This window comes from Amphritea sp., assembly GCF_048266285.1.
Lineage (GTDB): Bacteria > Pseudomonadota > Gammaproteobacteria > Pseudomonadales > Balneatricaceae > Amphritea.
The window spans coordinates 121,917-146,550 of record NZ_JBLWZV010000007.1 but is presented as its reverse complement, the minus strand read 5'-3'; the positions used below and the strand labels follow the sequence as shown (position 1 = coordinate 146,550).

The window sequence follows — 24,634 nt, the reverse complement described above, 5'->3', positions numbered from 1 at the left end:
TTCAGCTATGTGCAATACCAGTGAAAACCTAACACGGAATCACTCTTTCGCTAAAGCAACATCAAATCCGTGTTTCTTAAGCAAAGCGTGCTGCTTAGCTTTACCAAGGTCATGTTGAACCATTTCAGCACACATCTCTTCAACCGTAATTTCGGGTACCCAACCAAGCTTTTCTTTTGCCTTAGTAGGGTCACCTAGCAGCGTTTCAACCTCTGCAGGACGGAAGTAACGAGGGTCAACCTTAACGATAGCATCACCAACAGTCACACCCGGCGCGTTATCACCTGACACAGCGGTAACCGTAGCGATTTCGTCAATTCCTTCGCCAGAGAATTCAAGGGTAATACCCGCTTCTGCTGCAGACATACGCACAAATTCACGTACAGAGATCTGCTTGCCGGTCGCAATAACAAAATCTTCAGGCTGATCCTGTTGTAACATCAACCATTGCATACGGACATAGTCCTTCGCATGGCCCCAGTCACGCAGAGCATCCATGTTGCCTAAGTAAAGGCAGCTTTCGATACCTTGAGCAATATTGGCAATCGCGCGGGTGATCTTACGAGTTACGAATGTTTCACCACGACGAGGAGATTCATGGTTAAACAAAATACCGTTACAGGCATAGATGCCATAAGATTCGCGGTAGTTAACCGCAATCCAGTAAGCATACATTTTAGCCACCGCATAAGGGGAACGTGGGTGGAAAGGCGTGGTTTCTTTTTGCGGAATCTCCTGCACTTCTCCGTAAAGTTCTGAGGTAGACGCTTGATAAAACTTGGTTTTTTTCTCTAAACCTAAAAAACGAATCGCTTCTAATAAGCGTAACGTCCCCATCGCATCGACATCAGCCGTATACTCAGGCGCTTCAAAAGAAACGGCAACATGAGACTGCGCTCCTAGGTTATAAACCTCATCGGGCTCAACTTCACGCATAATACGAATCAGGTTAGACGAATCCGTTAAATCGCCATAGTGCAATTTAAAACGTGCATTCTCGATATGAACATCTTCGTAGATATGATCGACACGTTGTGTGTTGAATGAGGAAGCTCGACGCTTAATACCATGAACCTCATACCCTTTTTCTAACAAAAGCTCCGCTAAATAGGAGCCATCCTGGCCGGTTACACCGGTAATAAGTGCTTTTTTCATTTCATATGCTCTATGGTTTAATAAAAAGGCTATTATTAATTCAAATATAAAATCATGAATTTAACAAAATCATAAAAACATTATTTTACATAAAGCCTCCCAACTATTACTAACCTGATAATTATCAAAACTTATTGACGAGTACTTATTCAATGTTTTTTTATTATCTTTGAAAACCTTAAATGAACTAAGAAAACTATTAGAAGAATAGTATTTAATTGAAATCCCAGCTTTGTATTCTTTAACAACATCTCCAAGCCATGTATCATTAATAACAACTATAGGCTTTTTAAATTTCATCGAATCAACAATGATACCTGATGTTCTATAAGTAAACTGTGGTGATAGATATGGAATAACTATCGCATCTGCAGTACTTAAAAGAGAGTTATACTCCTCATCGCTAATATTATTTTCTATAAAAAATACATTATTAACATTACTACAATCAACATCGTCAAACGTTCTAACAAAAAAAACAAAACCCTTTGTATCAATAGCTAAAGACGCAACATCACGAATAAAACATTTGACTAACTCACCTCCCTTTTCTTCTCGTAAAGCGCAAGGAAAAACTACTTTATACGGCCCATCATCAGTGTCCCCCCCCCTAATTGCTAATGATTCTTTTGTAGTTGCAGCATTAGGTATTGGATTAGGCATAACATGAGTTAAAGTCTCTGTTTTATCATAAATAAAATTTTGTAGACTTTTAGTCACACTAGCAATGTTGTAAGAATCAGACTGAGCTAGACCTTCCATAAGAATTGTTCTTGCATTTGGCGGAAGTCTTGGAAATTTAACTTTAGAGTCCAATATAACTGATTCATGAAACAAACAAATAGAAAGACTAATATTTATGTTTTGAGTTTTTAATTTTTTCTTTAGATGGTGAAAACCAGATAAAATCTGCACTGAACCATAATACATAAAAATGGTGATTTCTTGATTTTTTTTATTATTACAATACTCAAGTATTCCAGATTCAAGCTCATCAAAAAACTTTATAAATGACGAGTGCTTTTCAAAACCTTTTTTAAAACACCAATCACCTCTAGATATACCCCAAGAGTGGGAAGTAAATATTTTTTTTGCAGATGCAAGATACAACTCTGGGTTTTGCTTAAGGTTAATGAAAACCTGGACATTATCTGTTTGCTTTCCAAGCTCTCGGATGAGCTGGTTATACCAAGGAACATAATGTCCATTAACACCGACACCATCTGGCTCAATTAAAATAACATGTTTTTCCTTAAGGTCTTTTTGTACTTTAAACTGCTCATTTCTATCACGAAAAGCAGGAATAAAAGAATTGGCATGATGCGTATAAACCTTATTTTCCAATTCCCCTTTGGTCATTAGCACATCTAGTGTATGGCAATGCTCAAAGTAATACTCATTATAATCAATCTTAAAAAAGCCAGGGTGAACATCCTGGATATTAGTCATTTTACTGTTGATTTGAACAGTCTTACCATGGCCCCAAAAATAATCGTCATCATCAAAAGAACGTCCATCACACCCTAGAATGTTTATAGAGTCCGAAAATGTTGATGCCACAGGAAGAAGAAGTAATGTGAGGATATTTGCGGTACTTTTAACTCGAAAGTCATTTTGTATATCAGAATTAAAATCCATGTCCTTTTCTAAAGGCACACCAATTATTCTATCTGCATATTCTGGGAATATTGACAAAAAAAGAGCATAATATTTAAATGGTAAAATTACTGTTATGTCAGTTGTTTCAAATCTATTCCTAACCGATCTCCTGAACTCTTCTGCATATTGAGACACCCCAAAATGAAAAATTGGATCCGCAAATACAACTATCTTAGGATGACATATTTCCATCAAGTCATTATCTAGAATTGTACTATTACAAGCTATTGTCAATGAACTACTAAAGTCATGATCTTTATAATGTTCGACACTAGGACCTGTTGCTAAAACCCAAGATTCTGGGTATAAGCCCAGTTTATCAAAAAGCATATTGAATTTATTTCTAGAATCATCGATAAGTGATTCTTTATTCGATAGTAAATCAAATGCACACTGAATATAAAACGACCCTTCTTGCCTAACAACTTCAGAATCTACTCTATATATGGAACATGAACAATTGGACTTTAGAAAATTATTTAATTCTGAATCATTCTCTTTCCATTTTAAAATAGCGGTAGCATCGTCAATCATTTCTTCGGAATAAGGCTTCTCCGAAATAACAACTGAAGCTTGGTTGAAAAATAATTCCAGCTTTTTTGAAATCTCATCAGAAAAACTATCTGGAACAACTACATCAGTCAAAGATAGGTTTTCAGATCTTGCGTAGATAACTATCTCGAATTCATCAAGCATACTCAAGTGCCATGCAGAACGACTGACTATATCAGAAAGCTCAGTTAAATTATTGACTGCTGGAACAAAAACAATTTTTTTAATTGACATTAAACTCAACCTTTAGTGAATCACTACCAACACAAAATAGATCACCAACAATAGGTAAACGCGAATATTCAGGCATTGTAACGGGAGGAGATTTCAAAATACTCAAATCGTTTTCCCTCTCTGATAAAGATATCTTTACAGTACCACTCTTTGAATTCAGCCATGGAGTTATTGGTTTTAAGACTTTCCTTTCATAAAAGCAAGATTGGTCTAATATATTAACCATACGACTTCCCCCTTCAAAATCTATACTTAGTATAGGACTAAAGGGGCCAACCATAACTGTTGCGTAAAGACGAAAAAGTTGATTTTTAGGATCGACTTTACATATTATATTAGTGTTTTTAGTTACCTCAAAATCAACTGTATGTTTTGTAATTAATATTTCACTATACTTATTAATAGGCTCAATTGATTTTCCATAATCATATTCTAAACTTTCTCCCCGAATGACACTTTGTAAGTAAGGAAATAATATTTCTGCATATACTTTACCACCAAACTCATTCGTATGAACATCATCCCTTAAGCATTCATCTAGGTCAATCCTTCCATTATTTACAAACTCATAGAAATTCAAAAAACCGACACCAACTTTTTGATACCCTCTAGCTTGCAATATCTTTCGCTGTTCTGGTTCTCCTACTCGAGACTTCTGAGGCAATACTAGATTAACAACTTTAATATTATTATTTAATAATTTATTAATAATATAGTCATATTTATCGGGTTCAAATTCCTCTATATAGGTACTATGCCAATCAAGAACAACTATGTCGGGTTTTTCAGTTAAGGCTTCCTCCAAATATAGCAAACCAGCATCATTGAGGTGATTCGAACCATATCCTCTTTTATGCACTAGCACATTCTCGAGACCGGGACTTTCTTTAAATAATTCACGTAAATTATTAACAAATCCAACTAACTTACCGTCATGAGTAACGCCTTGCTGTACAACGGAAGCACCATATATTAGAATTTTCAAGATACCACCTTTAACTTATGGATCACTTAAGCAACCCTGAATACCACCACTAGCACTTATACAAGCACCCTGCACAAATTGTGCTTTTTTTGAGCATAGAAAAACAGCTAATTCCGCAATCTCTTTTGATAATGCAATACGCCCTATAGGATGAAATTCATTCAGCTTTTTATACTGCTCTTCATTTCCTTCAAAACCAGCTTTAAGCATATCCGTTGCAACAGCAGCAGGCTCTATTGCATTTACTCTAATACTACTACCTAAATCTAAGGCTAAGTTTCTGCTTAGTGAACTTAAACCTGCTTTGGTCGTAGCATAAGCAACGAATTCTTTTTTAGTTTGAGTAGCGTGAATACTACTAATATTCACTACTGAGCCTTTGTTTTTGGACAGGTCTACTAGAAATAATTGTATCAGGAAAAAAGGGGCGGATAGGTTTACATCGAAGCTTTTTTGCCATTTTTCTCTAGTGAAGTCTTCTGTTCTGTTTAGTATTTGTACCGCTGCATTGTTTACTAATGCCGTGAGTCCCGTAGAGTCTGTTATTTGACTTACTTGTTTAGCAAATGAATTCGCATACTCTTCGTTAACTACAAACTCTTGCAGGTCTAAAGGAAGAAAAGCGACATTATTTTTCGACACATAATTTACCTGAGAAATATCTGTCGCTAAAACATTGTAGCCTTCTTCACAAAATTCAGAAACCAATGCCTTGCCTATACCACCGTTAGCACCAGTAATAAGAACCCAAGGCTTTTTTTTATCAGGCATAAAGAAAACCTGCTATTTTTTTTATAGCTTCATTAGTTGCCCGCCTTACACCTTCTTTAGTATTAGAACCATTATGTGAGCCAAAAATACATTGAGGCATATCACGCAATGGAGAAGTTTTAGGTAAAGGCTCTTCTTCGAATACATCAAGCGCCGCAGCTGATATATGACCCGATTCTAAAGCTGAGATTAACGCTTTTTCATCGATTAATGGGCCTCGCGCAACATTTATTACTTTTGAACCTACTTTCATTTTTGAAAGTGCATTTTCATCTAACATATGAAAATTATGTTTGTTAAGTGCACATGTAAAAATAAGAAAATCTAACTGCTCTAATCCATTTGGAAAGTTTTCACGCGAAACAAAGTCAAAACCTTGATTTCCATCAACACCTGGGTCATATACAACAACATTAACATCAAAGCCGCTGAGCCGTTTAACCGTGTGCTTACCTATATCACCAAAACCCACAACGCCAACAGTTTTACCCGCGACACTCATTCCTGCAGGCTTTGGCCAGCCATTATTACAACGTATTTCTCTATCAATATAATAAGTTTCTCTTGCTAAACCTAGCAAAAAAGCCATAGCCACATCGGCAACTTCACCACCAAACATATTTGGCGTATTAATGATCGGGATATTCAGTTCTTTACAGGCGGCAAAGTCGACATTATCAACACCAATACCCCACTTAACAGCAGCTTTTAATTTGCCTTTTATCCCAGCTTCAAATACCTGTTTTGTCGCTGGGTCATCGCCGATTATCCAGCCATCGTAATGAGGCAGAAGCTCCATTAACTCATCTTCAGTTAATACTTGAGTTGTTTTAGCTGCAACTAGTTCAATACCTAATGCTTTGGCTGGATCAACAAACTCATCAAACATTCCCAACATAGGTGGGCAAGTTACTAATACTTTTTGCATTATACTTTCCTTATACTTCAATTAAGCCTTTATCCAGCATGTAATGGGTCATAACAACAGCCCTGTCCCAATCATCGGGCGTATCTATATCAGAGCATTCCAAAGCAGGTGACACCATCATAGTAGGACAAGCTCCAATACGAGCCTCTGTCTTAGCAAAACTCTCTTTATTAAATAGATATAAATTTGAGTTTTCTTCATACCATGGTTCGAGATCCTGAGTAGGTATAAGGTTATCAGGGTCGTGATTTACAGCCTTGCAACTTTCTGTATAAAATCTCGTTTGTATTTTATTAACAGTGAATAATGAGTCTGCAGCGCCAGCATTAAGAGCTTCAGAGTATTGCGCTATCGCTTTTTTTATTGTCGCTGAAGACAATAGTGGGTTTGTCGTATGAGTCATTAAATATACATCAGATTCTACATTATCGACATCGTCTGCTAATACTAAATTCATGGAAACATCATCGCCGCATATTTCAGGCTTTCGATCACGAATAACAATTCGATCAGTATCGACTAAACCATTTTCAGATAAGATAGCTCGAGCATCAGTATTAATAATAATTTGATCTATTTCGTCTACCGCTAACAAACTATCTAATATCCACCTGAATAAAGGTTTACCGCAAAAATCTCTAAAATTCTTCCCCTTTACTCGCGAACTGTTTGCCTTCATTGGCAGTAATGCTACAACTTTATTTCTCATTATAGTGATCTCTTTCTAAATCTTTTGGATAGAAGTAATTTTTTTTCTGTGCTTTTGATAGCGATCTAACTTCATGGTTACCTTTGTAGGTTCCCCAATAGTGATTAAACCTAAAAAATAATATATCTTTAAAATTTGTCAGTAATGTTTTATCTCTAATTGCTGAAGCGCTATCAGACATAATACTTGAGATATAATATCTTAAAAAATCTGGAAAAGAAAAATGAACTTCAGGCATTATTTCTTTTAGAGCATACGCTTCACGTTCATAACGAATTCTGACATGTTTCCATGTTTCATCATGTATATGATAGACCGGTGCTTCCGATATATATGCAATAGAATATCCCTGAGTAATCAATCGTTTTGCTAGATGCATATCTTCTAAGCCGGTGAGAGCTTCATCGAATCTAAGTAATTCCCAAGCAGACCGAGTGACAGCGGCATTTGCATTATTACAAAAAAAGCCTTTTTGAGGAATTTTGTTATATTCAGGAAACCATTTATTAAAATGACATTGCTCAGAGTACTTAGTGGTATCACGACCCACTTGCCGCCCATAGCTGTAAGAGCACTCATGATCGATTAATGGCGAACATAGATTATCTAACCATTCAGTAGAAGTGGGGATACAATGCCCACTGATAAACACTAAAAAATCACCCGTCGAGAACTCGCAACCGATATTTAATGAACGACCGAATGTAAATTCTGATTTATCTATATACGTTATTCTACATCCGAACTCCTCCGCAATATGTAATGTATTATCAGTGGAGCCCGAGTCTACAATAACAACCTCTAATCCAACTCTATCACATTTTTGAGCATAGATTGCCGTGAGTAATTCATGTAAATATTTCTCTTCATTTAACGTTCTTATTATTACACTAGCTAGCATAAATCCTCACTATGACAAAAACTCGGAACTTCTTTTCCAATATCACCAATATCTAAAACAAATAAACAACCAGAATATGGGTGCTTTTCAAGTTGCTTATTACTCAACCCTTCTCGTGCAGAAGTGACAAACAACTTATCCATATTTTTACCGCCATAACAACAGCTTGTTGGTCTATCAACTAAAAGCTCAATCGCCTTTAATAAAGAGCCTTCTTGATTATAACAGGCTACTCGCTGACCATCCCATTGTGCATTCCAAAGATCACCGGTGTTATTGAATGCACCGCCATCTGGAGTGGCATATCCTTTTGTTAAATCTATGAAAACATTTTTTTCTTTGCTCTTGATATTATAACGATACATTTTTTGTTCATATGAGTCTGAAAAATACAAAGTATCCTCTTCTAACCAACTCATAGTATTAGGTATCCCAACTCCTGCTATTTCTTTTGTTAAAAAACCATTTTTATCAAAGGAGTATATACTACCATTTAGACCTGTAGGAGCTTTCTCCATAGTTCCAAACCATATCTTTCCGTCAGGGCTAACACTTGCATCATTTGTTCTACAATCTATGGGAATTGGTATATTCTTTATCACTTTAGAACTAGAAAATACAAGGTCAAAGTGTATTATAGAGTTTTCAGCAATCAACCATAACTTATTACTCGATTTAGCATCTACAGCAAGTGCTGAGACCATTAAATCAAATTCCCATAAGTTATCATAATACTTGTTGTCACTATCAATATTTTTTTCGTAAACTTTTTTATTATTAATATCAACCCAAAAAATACTATTTCGACTTCTATGCCATATAGGGCCTTCACCTAAACTACATCGCAGTTCAGAAAAGATTTTAATCATACCTTACCCTCAAATAGCTTTAAATAATCAATTTTATTGAAAATATTGCAGTTTCCATTAACCGTTGCATCGTATATATGGCGCCCTTCTGATTCATATACATCTTTCGCAATTCGGTAAGACTCTTCTGAATTCAATAAATCAGGGTTATCCCACGCACTATTTGCAAAATATTCATTCGAGAAATGATTAACATCTTCACCTATCAAGATATTTTCTTCATTTGCATTACCAGTAAAAGAAAATCGATGGTCCATACCTATTATGATTACATTAGTAAAGCCCATATAATAGGCTATTTGTAATGCTGCATATGTAACAGTCCATCCCTCTTCTATACCCGATGAAATGTCTTTACAAAAACGATGCTGTGGATTAGATGTATCCAAAATATGAGTTAGACTATTATTCTTAAAAATATCTGGGCATCGATTACTCAAAAACTTAATACTTGTTAACTCTTTTATTTCTGCTTCACTTTGACGTAACACTTTTTCATTAACTGACACATAATACTTAGGGTAAAAATCAAACTTACGAAAACCAAGATATATTTTATTAAGACCAAAACAAATCTCATGTTTTAAAAACGAAAGATCCATTTTATTCAAAGAAGGCCCATTACATATTATTATACAACGCTCACCTTTATGTCTATCTTTATAAATATCTAACATAATTATTTATAACCAAACCTTTTTAACCAAGAAAAATTTTGTTTATTAATAATATTTATTTCCTTTACTGACAAGGTTGTTTTATAATTCTCTAAACGTTCGGGGTCTGTAATATGCTCTGGACTCAAAAGTGTAATTTCATATTTATCTATAGGCAAATTCATAATACTATTATGGATATATTCAACACTAACATCAGCCAATCCTAAAAAGCTCAATAATTTTCTAATTTCTTCTCTTGGCGCCCGCATGAAGCTTTCATAATTAAATATGTAATCACTATATTGTTCCCAACTGTCATGTAATGAACGATTATACTTAGCATATGCAACAACGCCACCAACATCATTAAGCAAATCAAAATCACGACGTTGTGCGGATGCAACTGAATCTCTTAAATCTCGAACAGTAGTAATAACAATATTAGAGATATCTCTTATATCGTCTCTTATTTCATGAGTTTTTATTAAAAACACTTCTTTTTTACTATTTAATTTTTCATCAAATTTTAAATGTTCGGAATAACCACTCTCGATTGAAACCCCCAAACTCTGAATAGCTAAGCGCAGTATATTAAATAAAGCGGTTGATCCTGAGTGCCTCATCCCCGCGACGGTAATACAAAGATGACCTTTTTTCTCTATATATTCAGGTATATTATAATTTTTTGTTTTACTCTCTTGATTGCAATTCTTAATAGCGTTTGTATTTGAAGGATAATAATCTATACCAGATTTTTTAAAAAAATCATTTATCTTTCGTATGTTATTGGCATTTATTGTATTTTCTTTTACGCTGTCCAAAGCGACATTTTCACAATCATTCGAAAATGGCCCATAAATATCTTCAAAAAAATCACTGTAATTAATGCCTAAATACTTTGTAATAGTTTCCAATTCTTCAGTTGGATTTGAAATGAATTTTTCAAATGAATATATTTTTTTATCTTCGAACTGTTCTAATACGTCAAGATACACTTTAAAAAAATTATCAAGATTTACTTGCTCAGCTAATAATACATCATTCTCTTTAAGTGAAGCATAATAATTTAAAGGGTTACTTACTAAAAGTACATTTTTTATTGTATAACTGTCTTCTAACAACCTAACTAAACTATTTTTTTTAACCGCAAATGTTTTAGGATTAAAGTCACCATAGCTATAATCACATAAAACCAAAACCCCGCCAATATTTTCAACATGTTGATACAATTCATCTATAGATTTTTTAAACAACCTATCTGCTAATTCTTTTTGTTTAGGTATTCCAGCATGTTTACTTAGCAAAGATATATCTGATGAACTATAATTTTTATTTTCTTTATTAAATTCATGACAATAAGGATGTACATTATTTAACAGAAAAGTATTTGGCATAGCTGATAGGCATTTAGTAACTATCTCACCACTATTACATACTAAAGTATGTATAATTCTAATTGTTGGTTTATCCGAATCATAAACATTACATACGTTTTCACACCTTGCTAGTAATGATTGAGTATCTAGGTCCTCTTTACCTGACAATGGTATTTCTACGAGATGGCTATCAAGTTCTGCAGATTTTGTTTCATCTATAAGTTCAACAGCTTTATTCAACTGTTCTATAAAAAGTTCAATGTTTGATGCCATACTATCTCTCCTCCGTATTACTTACTGAGGAAAGCAGCTCTGGATGCTCTTTTTGCAATTGATAATAATACTTAGATGCTAAGGTTAACTTTTCTTTTAATTCTCTTACTAACTCAACAAGGTCTTTTTCTGAATTTGCTTTTTTATTATACGAATCTCGCAAATTATCTAAATCAATTTGAGACTTTGCGAGCATTTTTTGCCCTAAACTTGCTGAACGTTTGACTTCTAATAATTCTTTTTCGAGTTCGCTTTTATCTGTGACAAGAGCAGCTAGCCTTTTCAACAAGCTACTATTCTCTACATTACTTTGTTTTATTAGCTTATCTGCTTCGTCTTCTTGCTCTATTAGCCTATTTTGGCTTTCTTCTAGCGCTTGTTGGCTTGATTCAAGCCTGGCTGTAAACGATTCACGTTCAGCGCTCACCTGCTCTAACTGAGACTTAAAGCTTTCTGCTCGCTTCTTATGCTCTTGATGGTGTTTGTTTTGCTCATCACGCTGCTGAGTGCGTTCTGCTAACTGAGCTTCCAACTGCTTAGCCTTAGCACCTGCTTCAGCAACCTGTGCTGACAGTTCAGCTTTTTGCTTATCGGCATCTTCTTGCTGCTGAGTTAGTTTAGTTTTACTTTCTTCTAACTCTTGTTCTCTGGTATTAAATCTGTTTGCTAGCGATTCACGTTCAGCGCCAATTTGCTCTAACTGGTTTTTTAACTCTTGATTAGCGCTTACAACCTGATGAAGATTAGCTATCTGCGCCAAAGCAGCATCATCTCTTTTAAATACTAAGTTTGCAAAAATTGTATTTTCTGGCTTAATATCTTCAAAATAAAATCCTAACGGCTTCAACAAAGCTTTTAACTGCCTATCAATATGACTATCTTGTGTATATATTCCTTGTGTTTCTATTTGAACAATCAATGTAGAAAACTGTGTAATGGACTCTATAGGAGTATTTTCTATACATTCGCGCTCTAGGCCGTTAACGTTTAGAATCAAGACATTATTCTCATCCTTAGACAGTTTAGCCTCTTCGATAAGGTCAGATAATCCGATTGTTTTAATTGGTTCAACCGCTTTAACTTGACTATTTTTTAATATATGCCGAAGATTTATCTCTTGTTTTAACGAACTATATTTTTCAGGCTGCATAACAGTGAAATCATCGTTACCTGTTACTGAACTTAAAGCGGCATGCATTACTTCTACTTTTTCACCGCCATACCTTTTTTCACGCCTCTTCGCAGTGGTCGCTATGGGCTCTATCAACTTAAGTGACTTGAAATCTAGCGCCAGCAAGCATTCTAATGTCGAGGCTTTACCCACCCCAGCATAGATAATTTGCCCTAGTGTACCGTTTAAATATGTATTGATTAGCTGTTTCACGTTAGCTGCCTCTCGTAGTGGTCAATTTCTCTACTAACCACTCACCTAAATCTGAAAATAATCTCTGTGAATATTCACTACCATCATGTATTTCAATATTTTTATGTTTAACATATTTAATGTTATCGCTTAAACATTGCGTTAATTGCTTCATATTTTTACATTCGTAGTAATTACAATCTAACCTTTTGGCTTCTCTGTTTAACCAGGTATCAGTCATTAAATATAAATTAACTTTATATGCAGCCGCTAACCATAATACGCCCGAGCTTTGATTTTGATAGGCTGATTCATCATAATTAAAAACGATATGAGTTGTATTGAGCCATAACTGATGCATCTCTTCGCCACTTAAAAAGTGCCTATATAAAACAACTCTACTGTCTTTTCTCTGCAGTTTTAAAAGTGCTGCATCAACGTCTGCTAACTCTTTGCTATCATTCGTAATAGTATATTGCATTACAAACCGGATATTAGGATCAGAGATGGTTTCCATCAATTGTTTAAGTAAGTTAGGCAGCACTAAAAAACCTTTATTTTTCTTTGCATCACCAATATAAATTAAGATTTTATTTTTAGTATTTCTATTATCGTTAATCTCTTCAATATATTGAGCTGATAGTAAACCACAAGGATGCCAATCTATCACTTGTCCAAGCATCGCTTGATAATTTTTTGTCAGCTCATATTCAGCCGCATGTAATGACACATTAGAAAGTTTAGATAATGCGCTAAAACCAAGGTGGAATTTCAAGTATCGACTTTTATCTATATCACCATAATCACCCATAAAGGAAGGGTTATACATTAAGCAAACGAGATGTTGATGATTCTGACCACCTCTTTTTTGATATAAACCGATAGCTAAAGAAAGTGCTGAAGCATGTTCCCAATTTAGTGTGTGATATAAAAAAATGACTTTTTTGTTTTCAAAAAAACACAGTGCTTGATAGTATTCGCTTGCTAATATCTTTATATAATGACTGTAATATGAAAGTTTTTCATTGCTATAAAAATAACAATAAAAGTCACTTTTAAAATGGGGAATTATATTAATATCATTTTTAGACAGGCTAACGCGCAAATCCTCACCGCAGTCTTGATTCGCATATATGGTAACTTTTATATTTTTTTGTGCTATCACAGAAGAACATCCTAGCTCTTCTATCATAGCAGGATGATGGCCACCAAACTCTCTTAAGCCTGGATCAAGAATAATCAGCTCTTGCTTAACATCTGTGCTCGTCAACATTATGCACATCTATTTTTTAAGTGCTGCGCTAACTGAAGGCTTTGCTGTATCACAAATAGATGTGGCTCAGCACTTTTTTCTTTAAATTTAGCAGTACCGCCTCCTTGTAGTTTCATATAATAAAATTCGAGCTCTTCTTGCAGTTGCGCTATTTGTAGCAATCCTAGTTCATTATCTGTTTCCAGCGCAGCGTATTTATTATATAGCTGCGTTAATTCATCTTGCTTTTGATCTAGCGCTGCTTTTATCTGTTCTTTTTCAATAACAAGCTCTTTATTGCTCGCCCTAACCTCTGAATCTTTAGTCACATAAGCTTCTAACTCTTTTTCCAGCTGCTTTATCTGCAACTCAGTATCACTTTCAAGCTGTTGCTGCAGAATTTGCAGCTTAGTATTGTTCGCCTGTTGCTGATCGTATTGTTTTTTAAGACTCTCATACTGAGATAACAGCGACGCTTTCTCGGACAACGCTATTTCATTGATACCTTTTAAATCGGCATTATTAGAAGCGATCGTTTTTAATTCTTTATCTAAACGACTGTTGTTTTCTTTTTGTTGATGAAGCTGAGTTTCAAGCTTTTCTTTTTCTGACAATAGCGCTTTATTCTGCTCTTCCAACCCTTTATTACTGACAAAGCTTATTTCCAGTTCTTCTTGTAGTTGTGTTATCTGCAACAACCCCAACTCATTATCACTTTCAAGTTGTTGCTGCAGGTCGTGAAGCTTTTTGATTTCCGTTTGTTGCTGGGCGTGTTGCTCTTTAAGGCTTTCATACTGAGATAACAGCGTGGCTTTCTCAGCCAACGCTCTTTCGTTGGCACCCTTTAATTCTGTATTGTTAATGAAACCTGCTTCCAACTCTTTTTGCAGTTGCGCTATCTGCAACAACCCCAACTCATTATCATCTTTAAGTTGTTGCCGCAACTCATTGAGCTTTTTGATTTCCGTTTGTTGCTGGGCGTGTTGCTCTTTAAGGCTTTCATACTGAGATAACAGCGCTGCTTTCTTTGCCAGCACTCTTTCATTGACGCCCTTTAGTTCTGTATTGTTAATGAAGCTTGCTTCCAACTCCTCTTGCAATTGCGCTATCTGTAATAAGCTCAATTCAGTATTACTTTCTAGCTGTTGATGCAGTGCTTGCAGCTTGGCGTTATCTTTTTCTTGTTGATCGTATTGATTTTTAAGACTTTCATACTGTGATAACAACGCTTCATTTTCAGCTAGCAGTGCTATTTTATCTCTATCTAATTCTGTTATGCGCTCAACACTTGTTTCCAACTCCTCGTGCAGCTTTGCATTTTCTTCTTGAAGAAGATGGCTTACTGCTATGTGCTCTTTATTTTTTAATAAAACATCTTCGTTTTGCTGCTGTAACTCGCCAATGAGCGCATGCAATCTAGCTTTAGGAGTTGAATCTTCAGTTTTTTTGTAGAAATCAGCTGCGGAAATTATATCTTCGTACGTTTCTTGCTGTATATCGTCATCAATCAACAGCAAGCACTGCTCTACAAGTGCAGGCTTGTCTGTAACTAAAGCAGAAAAATCTGAAATCTCAATATCTACACTGCATTTTAAAAACTGAATAAATGAGTCTTGATCACTCAGAGCGTAGTCGAAATCAATCAAATAGCATTCTTTAGAGTTAGATAGAACATAGTCCATCTGCTCTTCTGTTTGCTCTTGCCATTCAGCTAGAAGCTCATCATCAGACTTTGGTTCAGCCACGCTGAGCTTAGACGCTAAGAGGTAGGCTTCAGGTGAGCAATAGAACACTAATTCTTTCGTTCGGGAACGTTTGTTATCACGTTCAACAACTGTAAGGCCCTGAGAACTAAAAGCTTGTGCCAGCATTTCGTAATGGAGGGTACTAATCGTGTTTAAAACCAGTTCTTTCATCTATTGCTTCCTACATTAATCAAACTAAAAGGCTTAGCTGCCTCTATACTGCCCTGTATACAAGAAAACGAAAAACTGTATTTTTCATTCACATCGGCGATGATTTAACCCGACTATTGATGTCAGTAATAAACTTTACAGTAAAAGAAACACCTAACTCGTACCACATAGCTTAGATTAAGTACGACGGTTCAAAAAAGCCTGCTGCCAAAATTTAGACTATATGATGCTAATTTAAACAAAATTTAGCCACAGAAAACACAGCTATTGCTCATTAAATTGACATCTCGCTAACTTTTAGCTCTTTTGGCGTTGATTGATAAGAGCAGATAGACACTTCGGCTTAAGTCACCTTAGGTGATGGTCAGGGTGTGAAGGTGTTAGTTGATACATAAACAGATGCCTGATGACTGTCACAGGTTTTCGCTAACAAACCATCACGCTTGTTCTTACTCCACCGTTACTGACTTAGCCAAGTTTCGAGGCTGATCCACATCGGTGCCTTTCAGCACGGCAACATAGTATGCCAGTAACTGCAACGGGATTGAATAGATGATCGGTGCCATGACGGTCGGAACATCCGGCAGGGTGATTAATTCAAGATCATTCCCCGGTTTTACCTGGGCTTTAGAATCGGCAAAGAGGAACAATTTGCCACCCCGTGCGCGTACCTCTTCTAGGTTCGCCTGCAGTTTTTCGAGTAAAGAGTTATTCGGAGCGACAGCAACCACCGGCATATCTTCGTCTACCAGCGCCAGAGGGCCGTGTTTTAGCTCACCCGCAGGATAAGCTTCGGCATGAATATAGGAGATCTCTTTAAGCTTTAGAGCGCCTTCAACTGCCACAGGATAGATAGTGCCGCGCCCTAAAAACAGGGCATGGTGTTTATCGACAAAGTGCTCAGCCATCTTCTGGATCTGTCCATCTAGCGCTAGCACCTGTTCTGTCAATCCGGCCAACTGCTCCAGTTGCGTTACAAAATCGGCTTCCCCCTCTAAGCCATAGCGACGTCCCAAGACTAAGGTCGTCAGCATCAACACCACTAACTGACTGGTGAAGGCTTTGGTTGAGGCCACGCCAATCTCAGGGCCCGCATTGGTCATAATCGCCAGATCGGATTCGCGCACCAAAGAGCTACCAGCAACATTACAAATAGCCAGAAAGCCAACATAATCCTGTTCTTTTGCTTCTCTTAAAGCTGACAGTGTATCGGCCGTTTCGCCGGACTGGGAGATCGTAATAAATAGTGTGCCGGGCATGCAGACAGTTTTACGATAACGAAATTCACTGGCAACCTCGACCATGCAGGGAATACCGACCAATTTTTCGATCCAGTAACGCGCGACAACACCAGCGTTATAACTGGTGCCGCAAGCGACGATCTGTACCATTTTCACCTGATCAAATAATGCTGAAGCATCACTACCAAACACCTGCTCCAACACATGCCCTTGGTGGATACGCCCTTCAAGAGCATTGCGGATGACTTTAGGCTGCTCATAGATCTCTTTGAGCATATAGTGACGATATTCACCTTTATCGGCAGCGTCATGGCCGTGTTCAAAGCGCTGTATATCTCGCTGTACCACTTCACCGGCCGCATTCTCAATATCGACTTCTGAACGGCTGATAACAGCTAGATCACCCTCTTCCAGATAAATAAAGCGATCCGTCACCTGCAATAATGCTAAAGGATCCGAAGCGATAAAGTTTTCCTCAACACCCACGCCAATGACCAGTGGGCTGCCCATACGAGTTGCCAATAATAGATCCGGTTGCTGTTGGTCAATCACCGCGAGGGCATAGGCGCCATCTAAACGAGTTAAGCTTATCTGTAACGCTTCTTTTAGCGCTTTACCAGCGGCGACTTCTCGATGAATCAGATGGGTGACCACCTCAGTATCGGTATCAGACAGAAACTCATAGCCGGCTGCACTCAGCTCATCTTTCAGTGCCGTATAGTTTTCGATAATACCGTTATGAACCACCGCGATACGATTGTCAGACAAGTGTGGATGGGCATTGCGCTGCTCGGGTTTGCCATGAGTTGCCCAGCGAGTATGGGCTATTCCCAGATAGCCCGGCAATGATGAAGTCGCTAACGCAGCTTCCAACTGTGCAACTTTGCCCACCCGTTTGAGGTGATCGAGCTGTCCCGTTGTACTGTTTAATACCGCCATACCGGCAGAATCATAACCCCGATATTCTAGTCGTTTAAGACCTTCCAGCAGAATCGCTGAAATGTTCCGGCCAGCGATAGCCCCTACTATTCCACACATAATTCTGCTTCCTTACGCCTTTTTAACCGGACGCTGCCAGTTATTCAGATTTGACTGTTTTGCCCGGGTCAGAGCCAACTGGTCAGCTTCGACCGTTTTGGTGATAGTAGATCCAGCGCCCACCGTAGCACCTGCGCCAATTTTAACCGGCGCAACTAATGCGCTATTTGAACCGACAAAAGCCCCATCGCCAATCTCGGTAATCGACTTATTCACCCCGTCATAGTTACAGGTAATCGTGCCCGCACCAATATTCACCTCGGCTCCAATTTGCGCATCACCGATATAGCTCAGATGACTCACTTTACTGCCTTCGCCGATAAAGGCTTTTTTGGTTTCAACAAAATTACCCACTTTAGCGTAATTTGCTAGCTGACTACCGGGCCGTAACCGAGCATAAGGGCCTATATCACAGTGATCAGCAACCACCGCTTGCTCCAGCATTGAGTTCGCTTTGATATGGCTACCGGAGCCAATAATGGAATCTTTTATGATGCAGTTAGCTTCAATGGTGACTTTATCGCCAACAGCCACTTTGCCTTCGAGAATGACATTGATATCGATAGTTACATCATGGCCAACACTCACTTCACCACGCACATCAAGCCGCGCCGGATCTGCCAGAGAAACCCCTTCTAGCATTAGCGCTTCAGCCCGGCCCCGCTGGTACCAACGCTCAAGTGCAGCCTGTTGCAGGCGGTTATTAACCCCTTGAACCTCTTGCTCGGTCGCCGGTTGAATCGCCTGAATGCGCACGCCTTGTTCAGCAGCCATCGCAATAATATCGGTTAGGTAGTACTCCCCTTGAGCATTATTAGAGGACAATTGAGGTATCCAGTCGTTCAGCAACGCTGCTGGTAACGCCAAAATTCCAGTATTCACTTCACGGATGGCCCGTTGTGCTTCACTGGCATCCTTATGCTCAACAATGGCAACCACATCGCCAGCATCACTGCGCACAATACGACCATAACCGGTCGGATCATCGAGATTAACTGTCAATAAACCAAACTGACCACGTTCAGCAATCTTAACCAACTCAGCCATGGTTTCAGTTTGAGTAAGTGGCACATCACCGTAAAGCACCAGCACTACCCCATCATCGGTGATATTAGGCATCGCTTGAGCGACCGCATGTCCCGTGCCTAGCTGTTCTGCCTGCAAGGCAAACTGTACATTTTGACCTAACAAAGCAGTCTTAACGTGCTCTGCACCATGTCCGACTACAACATGAATATTGGCATTATCCAATGAACGACTATTATCGATCACATGCTGTAACATCGACTTTCCACCAATGCTATGTAGTACTTTCGGTAAAGATGACTTCATCCGGCTTCCCTGACCTGCAGCCAGAATAACGATATCAAGGGTGTTCAAAGCGGTGACTTCCCTAGTTAATTACAGCCGCAATCCAATATGATGCTCTGTAACTGTTGACACAAAAGGTGATTTAACAGAACTTTAATCTAACTGGTCTTATATGCAATATAAAATGTCAGAGAATAATTGACAATTATGAATGATGAACTGTTTGAATTGCTTGGTCTGAGTAAGCGCGAAATCACTCTTTACCGAGCATTGCTCTCGCTTGGGCCAAGTGCCATCCGGACAATAGCCGAAAAAGCAGGCATCAACCGAGGCACCTCCTACGACTGCCTGAAAGAGATGCAGCAGAAAGGTATTGTCACCTACCTCCCCAAAGGTAAACGTCGCTTATTCAGCGCTCGAGAGCCCGAGGTGCTATTACAATTAGCGGAAGAGCGCCGTTATTCCCTAAATTCAGCGATTGATCAGTTGAAAACCAAGGTTGTGCCTGAGTTGCATCATCTGATGCCTGACTTTAACACCGCTAATGTTAGTTATTATGAAGGCGATAGTGGTATCGAACAGGTACTCCGGGATATTCTCAATACCGTTGAAACTCAGCAACCCAAACGCTATTCCGTGTTTTCGTCAAAGCCTATTCGTAATCACCTGTACCGGCCTTTCCCTAACTTTACCTCTCAACGAATTTTGAAAGGTATCGAGGTAAAAGTGATCGCCATTGGCGAAGGTGGCGAAGATGCTGAACTGAGTGAACGAAAGTGGATTAAAACTGAGGGTAAAGTCGATGCGGCTTATATCGCTGTTTATCCGCCCAAGTGTGCGATTATTTCCCTAGCTTCAGCGAACTACCCCACTGCCGTGGTGATTGAATCCAAAGAGGTAGCCACCGCCCAAAAGATTATCTTTGATACCTTGTGGAGTCTACTTTAAGGGATAGTGCAAAATCTGTGCTTATTAACACTGTTGTGTGGCGTTCAAGCGATGAGCTACGGTACTCTATTCTTGGCAAAAAAAAAGCGACCCTAAGGTCGCTTTTTTATTCGAGTAGCAGTTAAGTAAGGCTGGGTTATTTACCCATCTTCTTACGAATCTGCTGAATAGTACGCAGTTGAGCTGCAGCTTCGGCCAACTGAGCAGTCGCACGGGAATAATCCAGTTCGCTACTCTTATCAGCCATCACATGTTCAGCATGTTTCTTCGCTTCTTCTGCAGCAGCTTCATTGATGTCACCCGCACGCAGTGCAACGTCCGCTAGGACAGAGACTTTGTGTGGCTGAACTTCGATGAACCCACCAGAAACGTAGAAAATCTCCTGCTCACCACCCTGTTTCCTTAGCTCTACAGGACCTGGTTTCAGTTCCGACAGAAGCGGAGCGTGACCTGGGTAAATACCCAGATCACCCAGGCTACCTGTCACTGAAACGAACTCGATAAGACCAGAGAAGATCTCTTCTTCAGCACTTACGATGTCACAATGAACAGTCATAGCCATGTTGTTATCCTTTTAAAAGGTTAACTAAGCGCATTTACATGCTCTTAGCTTTTTCAACCACTTCGTCGATTCCGCCAACCATGTAGAACGCTTGCTCTGGCAGACTATCATAGTCGCCTGCAAGGATGCCCTTGAACGCGCTGATGGTGTCTTTCAGGGAAACGTACTTACCTGGAGAACCGGTGAATACTTCAGCTACGAAGAATGGCTGAGACAGGAAGCGCTGAATCTTACGAGCGCGCGTTACTACCTGCTTATCTTCTTCAGACAGTTCGTCCATACCCAGGATCGCAATGATGTCTTTCAGCTCTTTATAGCGCTGCAGTACACCCTGAACCTGACGAGCAGTATCATAATGCTCTTGGCCGATAACCAGTGGATCCAGCTGACGTGAGGTAGAATCCAATGGATCAACCGCAGGATAGATACCCAGCTCAGCAATTTGACGAGACAGTACAACTGTTGCATCAAGGTGTGAGAACGTCGTTGCTGGTGATGGATCGGTCAAGTCATCCGCAGGTACGTATACCGCTTGGATAGACGTGATAGAACCCGTCTTAGTCGAGGTGATACGTTCCTGAAGAACACCCATCTCTTCCGCCAGTGTTGGCTGATAACCTACCGCTGAAGGCATACGACCCAGCAGTGCAGATACTTCTGTTCCTGCCAGTGTGTAACGGTAGATGTTGTCAACAAACAACAGTACGTCACGACCTTCGTCACGGAATTTCTCTGCCATTGTCAGGCCTGTCAGCGCTACACGCAGACGGTTACCTGGAGGCTCATTCATCTGACCATATACCAGAGATACTTTATCCAATACGTTGGATTCTTTCATCTCGTAGTAGAAATCGTTACCTTCACGAGTACGCTCACCTACACCCGCAAATACGGAGAAGCCAGAGTGCTCGATCGCGATGTTACGGATCAGTTCCATCATGTTTACGGTTTTACCTACACCGGCACCACCAAACAGACCAACTTTACCGCCCTTCGCAAATGGGCATACCAGATCGATTACCTTGATGCCGGTTTCCAGCAGCTCGTTAGAAGCAGCTTGGTCAGCATAAGAAGGTGCCTTACGGTGAATAGGCATACGCTCTTCTTCACCAATAGGTCCACACTCATCGATTGGGTTACCCAATACATCCATGATACGACCCAGTGTTGCTGTACCAACAGGTACAGAAACTGGCGCACCAGTGTTAACTACGTCCAGACCACGGCTCACGCCTTCCGTCTGACCCATAGCGATTGCACGTACAACACCATCACCCAGCTGCTGCTGAACTTCAAGTGTGAGTCCTTTAGACTCAACAGTCAGTGCATCATAGATTTTCGGTACGCTGTCACGTGGGAATTCCACGTCGACAACTGCGCCGATAATCTGAACAATACGTCCGCTACTCATGTTCGGATCCTCTTAACATTTAAACCTGTTAACTGCCTTATACAGCAGCAGCACCACTTACGATTTCAGAGATTTCCTGAGTAATCGCCGCTTGACGAGCCTTGTTATAAACCATTTGCAGCTCATCGATTAGGTCACCGGCGTTGTCGGTTGCATTCTTCATCGCCAGCATTCGTGCTGCCTGTTCACAGGCATTGTTCTCAACCACCGCCTGATAGACCAGGGACTCAATATAACGAACCAGCAAGCCGTTCAACAACTCGCGTGCATCAGGTTCGTAGATGTAATCCCAGTGATGGTTAAGACGGTCATCATCGTCTTCTGCTTTCAGCGGAAGAATCTGCTCTACTTGTGGCTGCTGTGTCATCGTATTAACGAATTCGTTAGATACAACAAACAGCATATCCAGCTTGCCTTCGTCGTAAGCATCTAGCATCACTTTGACGGTACCAATCAGCTCAGCTATTTCAGGCTTATCACCCAATCCAGATTTCGCTGCGGTTACATTACCGCCATAGGTTTTAAAGAAGCTTACAGACTTAGAGCCCAATGCACAGATGTCCATTTCGACATTCTGGTTTTTGAACTCTTGCATCTTGGCAATCGCTGCTTTGAACGCATTAATGTTCAAGCCACCGCAGAGACCACGGTCGGTTGCTACAACAATGAAACCGACACGCTTTACTTCGCGCTGTTGCAGATACAGATGCTTATATTCAGGATTGGATTTCGCCAGGTGCTGAATTACGCTGCGGATATTCCGGGCGTAAGGACGGCTTTCCTGCATGCGATCCTGAGCTTTACGCATTTTAGATGCAGCCACCATTTCCATAGCGCTGGTAATCTTACGTGTGCCCTGAATACTGCTTATCTGCGTCTTTATCTCTTTTCCGGCTGCCATAGTTCCACCTATTAAACCTTTACTTAGTTCAGGCCTGCATAATTGCTTACACAGACCCCCACTCTAATGAGCTATTACCAAGTTTGGGTAGATTTGAACTTTTCGATACCAGCCTTGAACTGAGACGCGATCTCATCATTGTAATCGCCACTTTCGTTGATCTTACCCATTACATCAGCATACTCGCTGTTGAAATAAGCGATCAGGGACGCTTCAAAATCAAGGATCTTGTTCAGGTCGATATCGTTCAGGAAGCCTTCGTTCGCAGCGAACAGACTCAGACCCATGTCAGCAACTGACATTGGGGAGTACTGCATCTGCTTCATCAGCTCGGTTACGCGCTGACCATGCTCAAGTTGAGCACGGGTCGCATCATCCAGATCCGATGCAAACTGAGCGAATGCCGCCAGCTCACGATACTGAGCCAGAGCCAAACGAACACCACCACCCAGCTTCTTGATGATCTTAGTCTGAGCTGCACCACCTACACGGGATACAGACAGACCAGCGTTGATCGCTGGACGAACACCTGAGTTAAACAGGTCCGCTTCCAGGAAGATCTGACCATCAGTGATGGAGATAACGTTAGTTGGTACGAATGCAGATACGTCACCACCTTGTGTCTCGATTACTGGCAGTGCAGTCAAGGAACCAGTTTTGCCCTTAACTTCACCGTTGGTAAATTTCTCAACATAAGTTGGGTTAACGCGCGCAGCACGTTCCAGCAAACGGGAGTGAAGATAGAATACGTCACCTGGGTATGCTTCACGGCCTGGTGGGCGGCGCAGCAGCAGGGAGATTTGACGGTAAGCCCAAGCTTGTTTAGTCAAATCATCGTATACGATCAGAGCGTCTTCACCGCGGTCACGGTAATATTCACCCATAGAACAACCAGCATAAGGCGCCAGAAACTGCATTGCTGCAGGATCAGATGCACCAGCAGCAACAACAATGGTATGTTCCATTGCGCCGTGCTCTTCCAGCTTACGTACTACGTTGGCAATAGTGGACTGCTTCTGTCCGATCGCAACGTAGACACATTTAACGCCAGTGCCTTTTTGGTTGATGATAGCGTCAATCGCGATCGCAGATTTACCAATCTGACGGTCACCGATGATCAGCTCACGCTGACCACGGCCGATTGGCACCATGGCATCAATAGATTTCAGACCAGTTTGCACTGGCTGATCAACTGATTGACGTTCGATTACACCAGGTGCAACCTTTTCTACAGGCTCAGTCAGTTTAGTTTCAATTGGGCCTTTACCGTCGATCGGGTTACCCAGGGCGTCTACTACACGACCCTGCAGTTCCGGACCAACAGGTACTTCCAGGATACGGCCAGTACAACGCGCGGTCATACCTTCTACCAGACCCTGATAGTCACCCAGTACTACAGCACCTACAGAGTCACGCTCAAGGTTGAGCGCCATACCGTAGATACCGCCAGGGAATTCGATCATTTCCCCGTACATTACGTCAGCCAGGCCGTGAATCAAGATAATACCGTCAGAAACGCTGACGATAGTACCTTCATTACGGGCTTCAGAAGAGACATCAAGTTTCTCGATGCGGCTCTTAAGAATCTCGCTGATCTCAGATGGATTCAGTTGCTGCATG

General features: G+C 39.9%; 20 protein-coding genes. 1 reads left to right on the top strand and 19 read right to left on the bottom strand.

Annotated elements, in window-relative coordinates:
• Positions 1–39: 39 nt before the first annotated feature.
• From gmd to glmU, 15 genes are all read right to left on the bottom strand, one after another.
• Entirely contained in the window at positions 40–1,155 is a 1,116-nt protein-coding gene (gene gmd / locus ACN0T0_RS10625; protein WP_417225862.1) for a GDP-mannose 4,6-dehydratase, read from the bottom strand.
• 69 nt (positions 1,156–1,224) lie between these two features.
• Complete coding sequence (locus ACN0T0_RS10620; RefSeq protein WP_417225861.1) at positions 1,225–3,600, bottom strand: hypothetical protein; 2,376 nt, start codon at positions 3,598–3,600, stop codon at positions 1,225–1,227.
• Positions 3,590–4,585 (bottom strand): SGNH/GDSL hydrolase family protein, encoded by a 996-nt coding sequence (locus ACN0T0_RS10615; protein WP_417225859.1) that lies wholly within the window; start codon positions 4,583–4,585, stop codon positions 3,590–3,592. Before ACN0T0_RS10615 ends, ACN0T0_RS10620 begins: the two co-directional genes overlap by 11 nt.
• A 15-nt stretch (positions 4,586–4,600) precedes the next feature.
• Positions 4,601–5,356 (bottom strand): SDR family NAD(P)-dependent oxidoreductase, encoded by a 756-nt coding sequence (locus ACN0T0_RS10610; RefSeq protein WP_417225857.1) that lies wholly within the window; start codon positions 5,354–5,356, stop codon positions 4,601–4,603.
• Positions 5,349–6,284, bottom strand: coding sequence for a phosphoglycerate dehydrogenase (locus ACN0T0_RS10605; protein ID WP_417225855.1), 936 nt, complete (start codon positions 6,282–6,284; stop codon positions 5,349–5,351). The genes ACN0T0_RS10610 and ACN0T0_RS10605 overlap by 8 nt, the downstream gene beginning before the upstream one ends.
• Before the next feature lie 10 nt (positions 6,285–6,294).
• Positions 6,295–6,993 (bottom strand): acylneuraminate cytidylyltransferase family protein, encoded by a 699-nt coding sequence (locus ACN0T0_RS10600; protein WP_417225854.1) that lies wholly within the window; start codon positions 6,991–6,993, stop codon positions 6,295–6,297.
• Positions 6,983–7,894 (bottom strand): glycosyltransferase, encoded by a 912-nt coding sequence (locus tag ACN0T0_RS10595; RefSeq protein WP_417225852.1) that lies wholly within the window; start codon positions 7,892–7,894, stop codon positions 6,983–6,985. Before ACN0T0_RS10595 ends, ACN0T0_RS10600 begins: the two co-directional genes overlap by 11 nt.
• A complete protein-coding gene (locus ACN0T0_RS10590) occupies positions 7,888–8,763 on the bottom strand; it encodes an SMP-30/gluconolactonase/LRE family protein (RefSeq protein WP_417225850.1) in 876 nt (291 codons plus the stop codon). Before ACN0T0_RS10590 ends, ACN0T0_RS10595 begins: the two co-directional genes overlap by 7 nt.
• A complete protein-coding gene (locus tag ACN0T0_RS10585; protein ID WP_417225848.1) occupies positions 8,760–9,440 on the bottom strand; it encodes a 6-hydroxymethylpterin diphosphokinase MptE-like protein in 681 nt (226 codons plus the stop codon). Before ACN0T0_RS10585 ends, ACN0T0_RS10590 begins: the two co-directional genes overlap by 4 nt.
• A gap of 2 nt (positions 9,441–9,442) precedes the next feature.
• On the bottom strand, positions 9,443–11,071 hold the full coding sequence (locus ACN0T0_RS10580) for a hypothetical protein (RefSeq protein ID WP_417225846.1): 1,629 nt from the start codon (positions 11,069–11,071) through the stop codon (positions 9,443–9,445).
• Between the two features lies 1 nt (position 11,072).
• Positions 11,073–12,455, bottom strand: coding sequence for a hypothetical protein (locus tag ACN0T0_RS10575; RefSeq protein ID WP_417225844.1), 1,383 nt, complete (start codon positions 12,453–12,455; stop codon positions 11,073–11,075).
• 1 nt (position 12,456) lies between these two features.
• A complete protein-coding gene (locus ACN0T0_RS10570) occupies positions 12,457–13,707 on the bottom strand; it encodes a hypothetical protein (protein ID WP_417225842.1) in 1,251 nt (416 codons plus the stop codon).
• The gene (locus ACN0T0_RS10565; protein ID WP_417225840.1) at positions 13,707–15,602 is read right to left on the bottom strand and encodes a hypothetical protein; all 1,896 of its coding nucleotides are present in this window, start codon (positions 15,600–15,602) and stop codon (positions 13,707–13,709) included. Before ACN0T0_RS10565 ends, ACN0T0_RS10570 begins: the two co-directional genes overlap by 1 nt.
• Before the next feature lie 449 nt (positions 15,603–16,051).
• Entirely contained in the window at positions 16,052–17,881 is a 1,830-nt protein-coding gene (glmS, locus tag ACN0T0_RS10560; RefSeq protein WP_417225838.1) for a glutamine--fructose-6-phosphate transaminase (isomerizing), read from the bottom strand.
• A 12-nt stretch (positions 17,882–17,893) separates the two neighbouring features.
• Complete coding sequence (gene glmU, locus ACN0T0_RS10555; protein ID WP_417225836.1) at positions 17,894–19,261, bottom strand: bifunctional UDP-N-acetylglucosamine diphosphorylase/glucosamine-1-phosphate N-acetyltransferase GlmU; 1,368 nt, start codon at positions 19,259–19,261, stop codon at positions 17,894–17,896.
• A 138-nt stretch (positions 19,262–19,399) separates the two neighbouring features.
• On the opposite strand from glmU, the gene ACN0T0_RS10550 reads away from it, so the two are divergent.
• A complete protein-coding gene (locus ACN0T0_RS10550) occupies positions 19,400–20,140 on the top strand; it encodes a TrmB family transcriptional regulator (protein WP_417225834.1) in 741 nt (246 codons plus the stop codon).
• Positions 20,141–20,276: 136 nt separating this feature from the next.
• Here ACN0T0_RS10550 and ACN0T0_RS10545 read toward each other — a convergent pair whose 3' ends face one another.
• The 4 genes from ACN0T0_RS10545 to atpA form a co-directional block, all read right to left on the bottom strand.
• Positions 20,277–20,702: a F0F1 ATP synthase subunit epsilon gene (locus ACN0T0_RS10545; protein WP_417225832.1), complete on the bottom strand. Its 426-nt coding sequence runs from the start codon at positions 20,700–20,702 to the stop codon at positions 20,277–20,279.
• 34 nt (positions 20,703–20,736) lie between these two features.
• A complete protein-coding gene (gene atpD / locus ACN0T0_RS10540) occupies positions 20,737–22,113 on the bottom strand; it encodes a F0F1 ATP synthase subunit beta (RefSeq protein WP_417225831.1) in 1,377 nt (458 codons plus the stop codon).
• A gap of 37 nt (positions 22,114–22,150) precedes the next feature.
• Positions 22,151–23,014 carry a F0F1 ATP synthase subunit gamma gene (gene atpG, locus ACN0T0_RS10535; RefSeq protein ID WP_417225829.1) on the bottom strand — a complete coding sequence of 288 codons (864 nt, stop codon included), beginning with the start codon at positions 23,012–23,014 and terminating at the stop codon, positions 22,151–22,153.
• Between the two features lie 74 nt (positions 23,015–23,088).
• Complete coding sequence (atpA, locus tag ACN0T0_RS10530) at positions 23,089–24,633, bottom strand: F0F1 ATP synthase subunit alpha (RefSeq protein ID WP_417225827.1); 1,545 nt, start codon at positions 24,631–24,633, stop codon at positions 23,089–23,091.
• Position 24,634 lies beyond the last annotated feature (1 nt).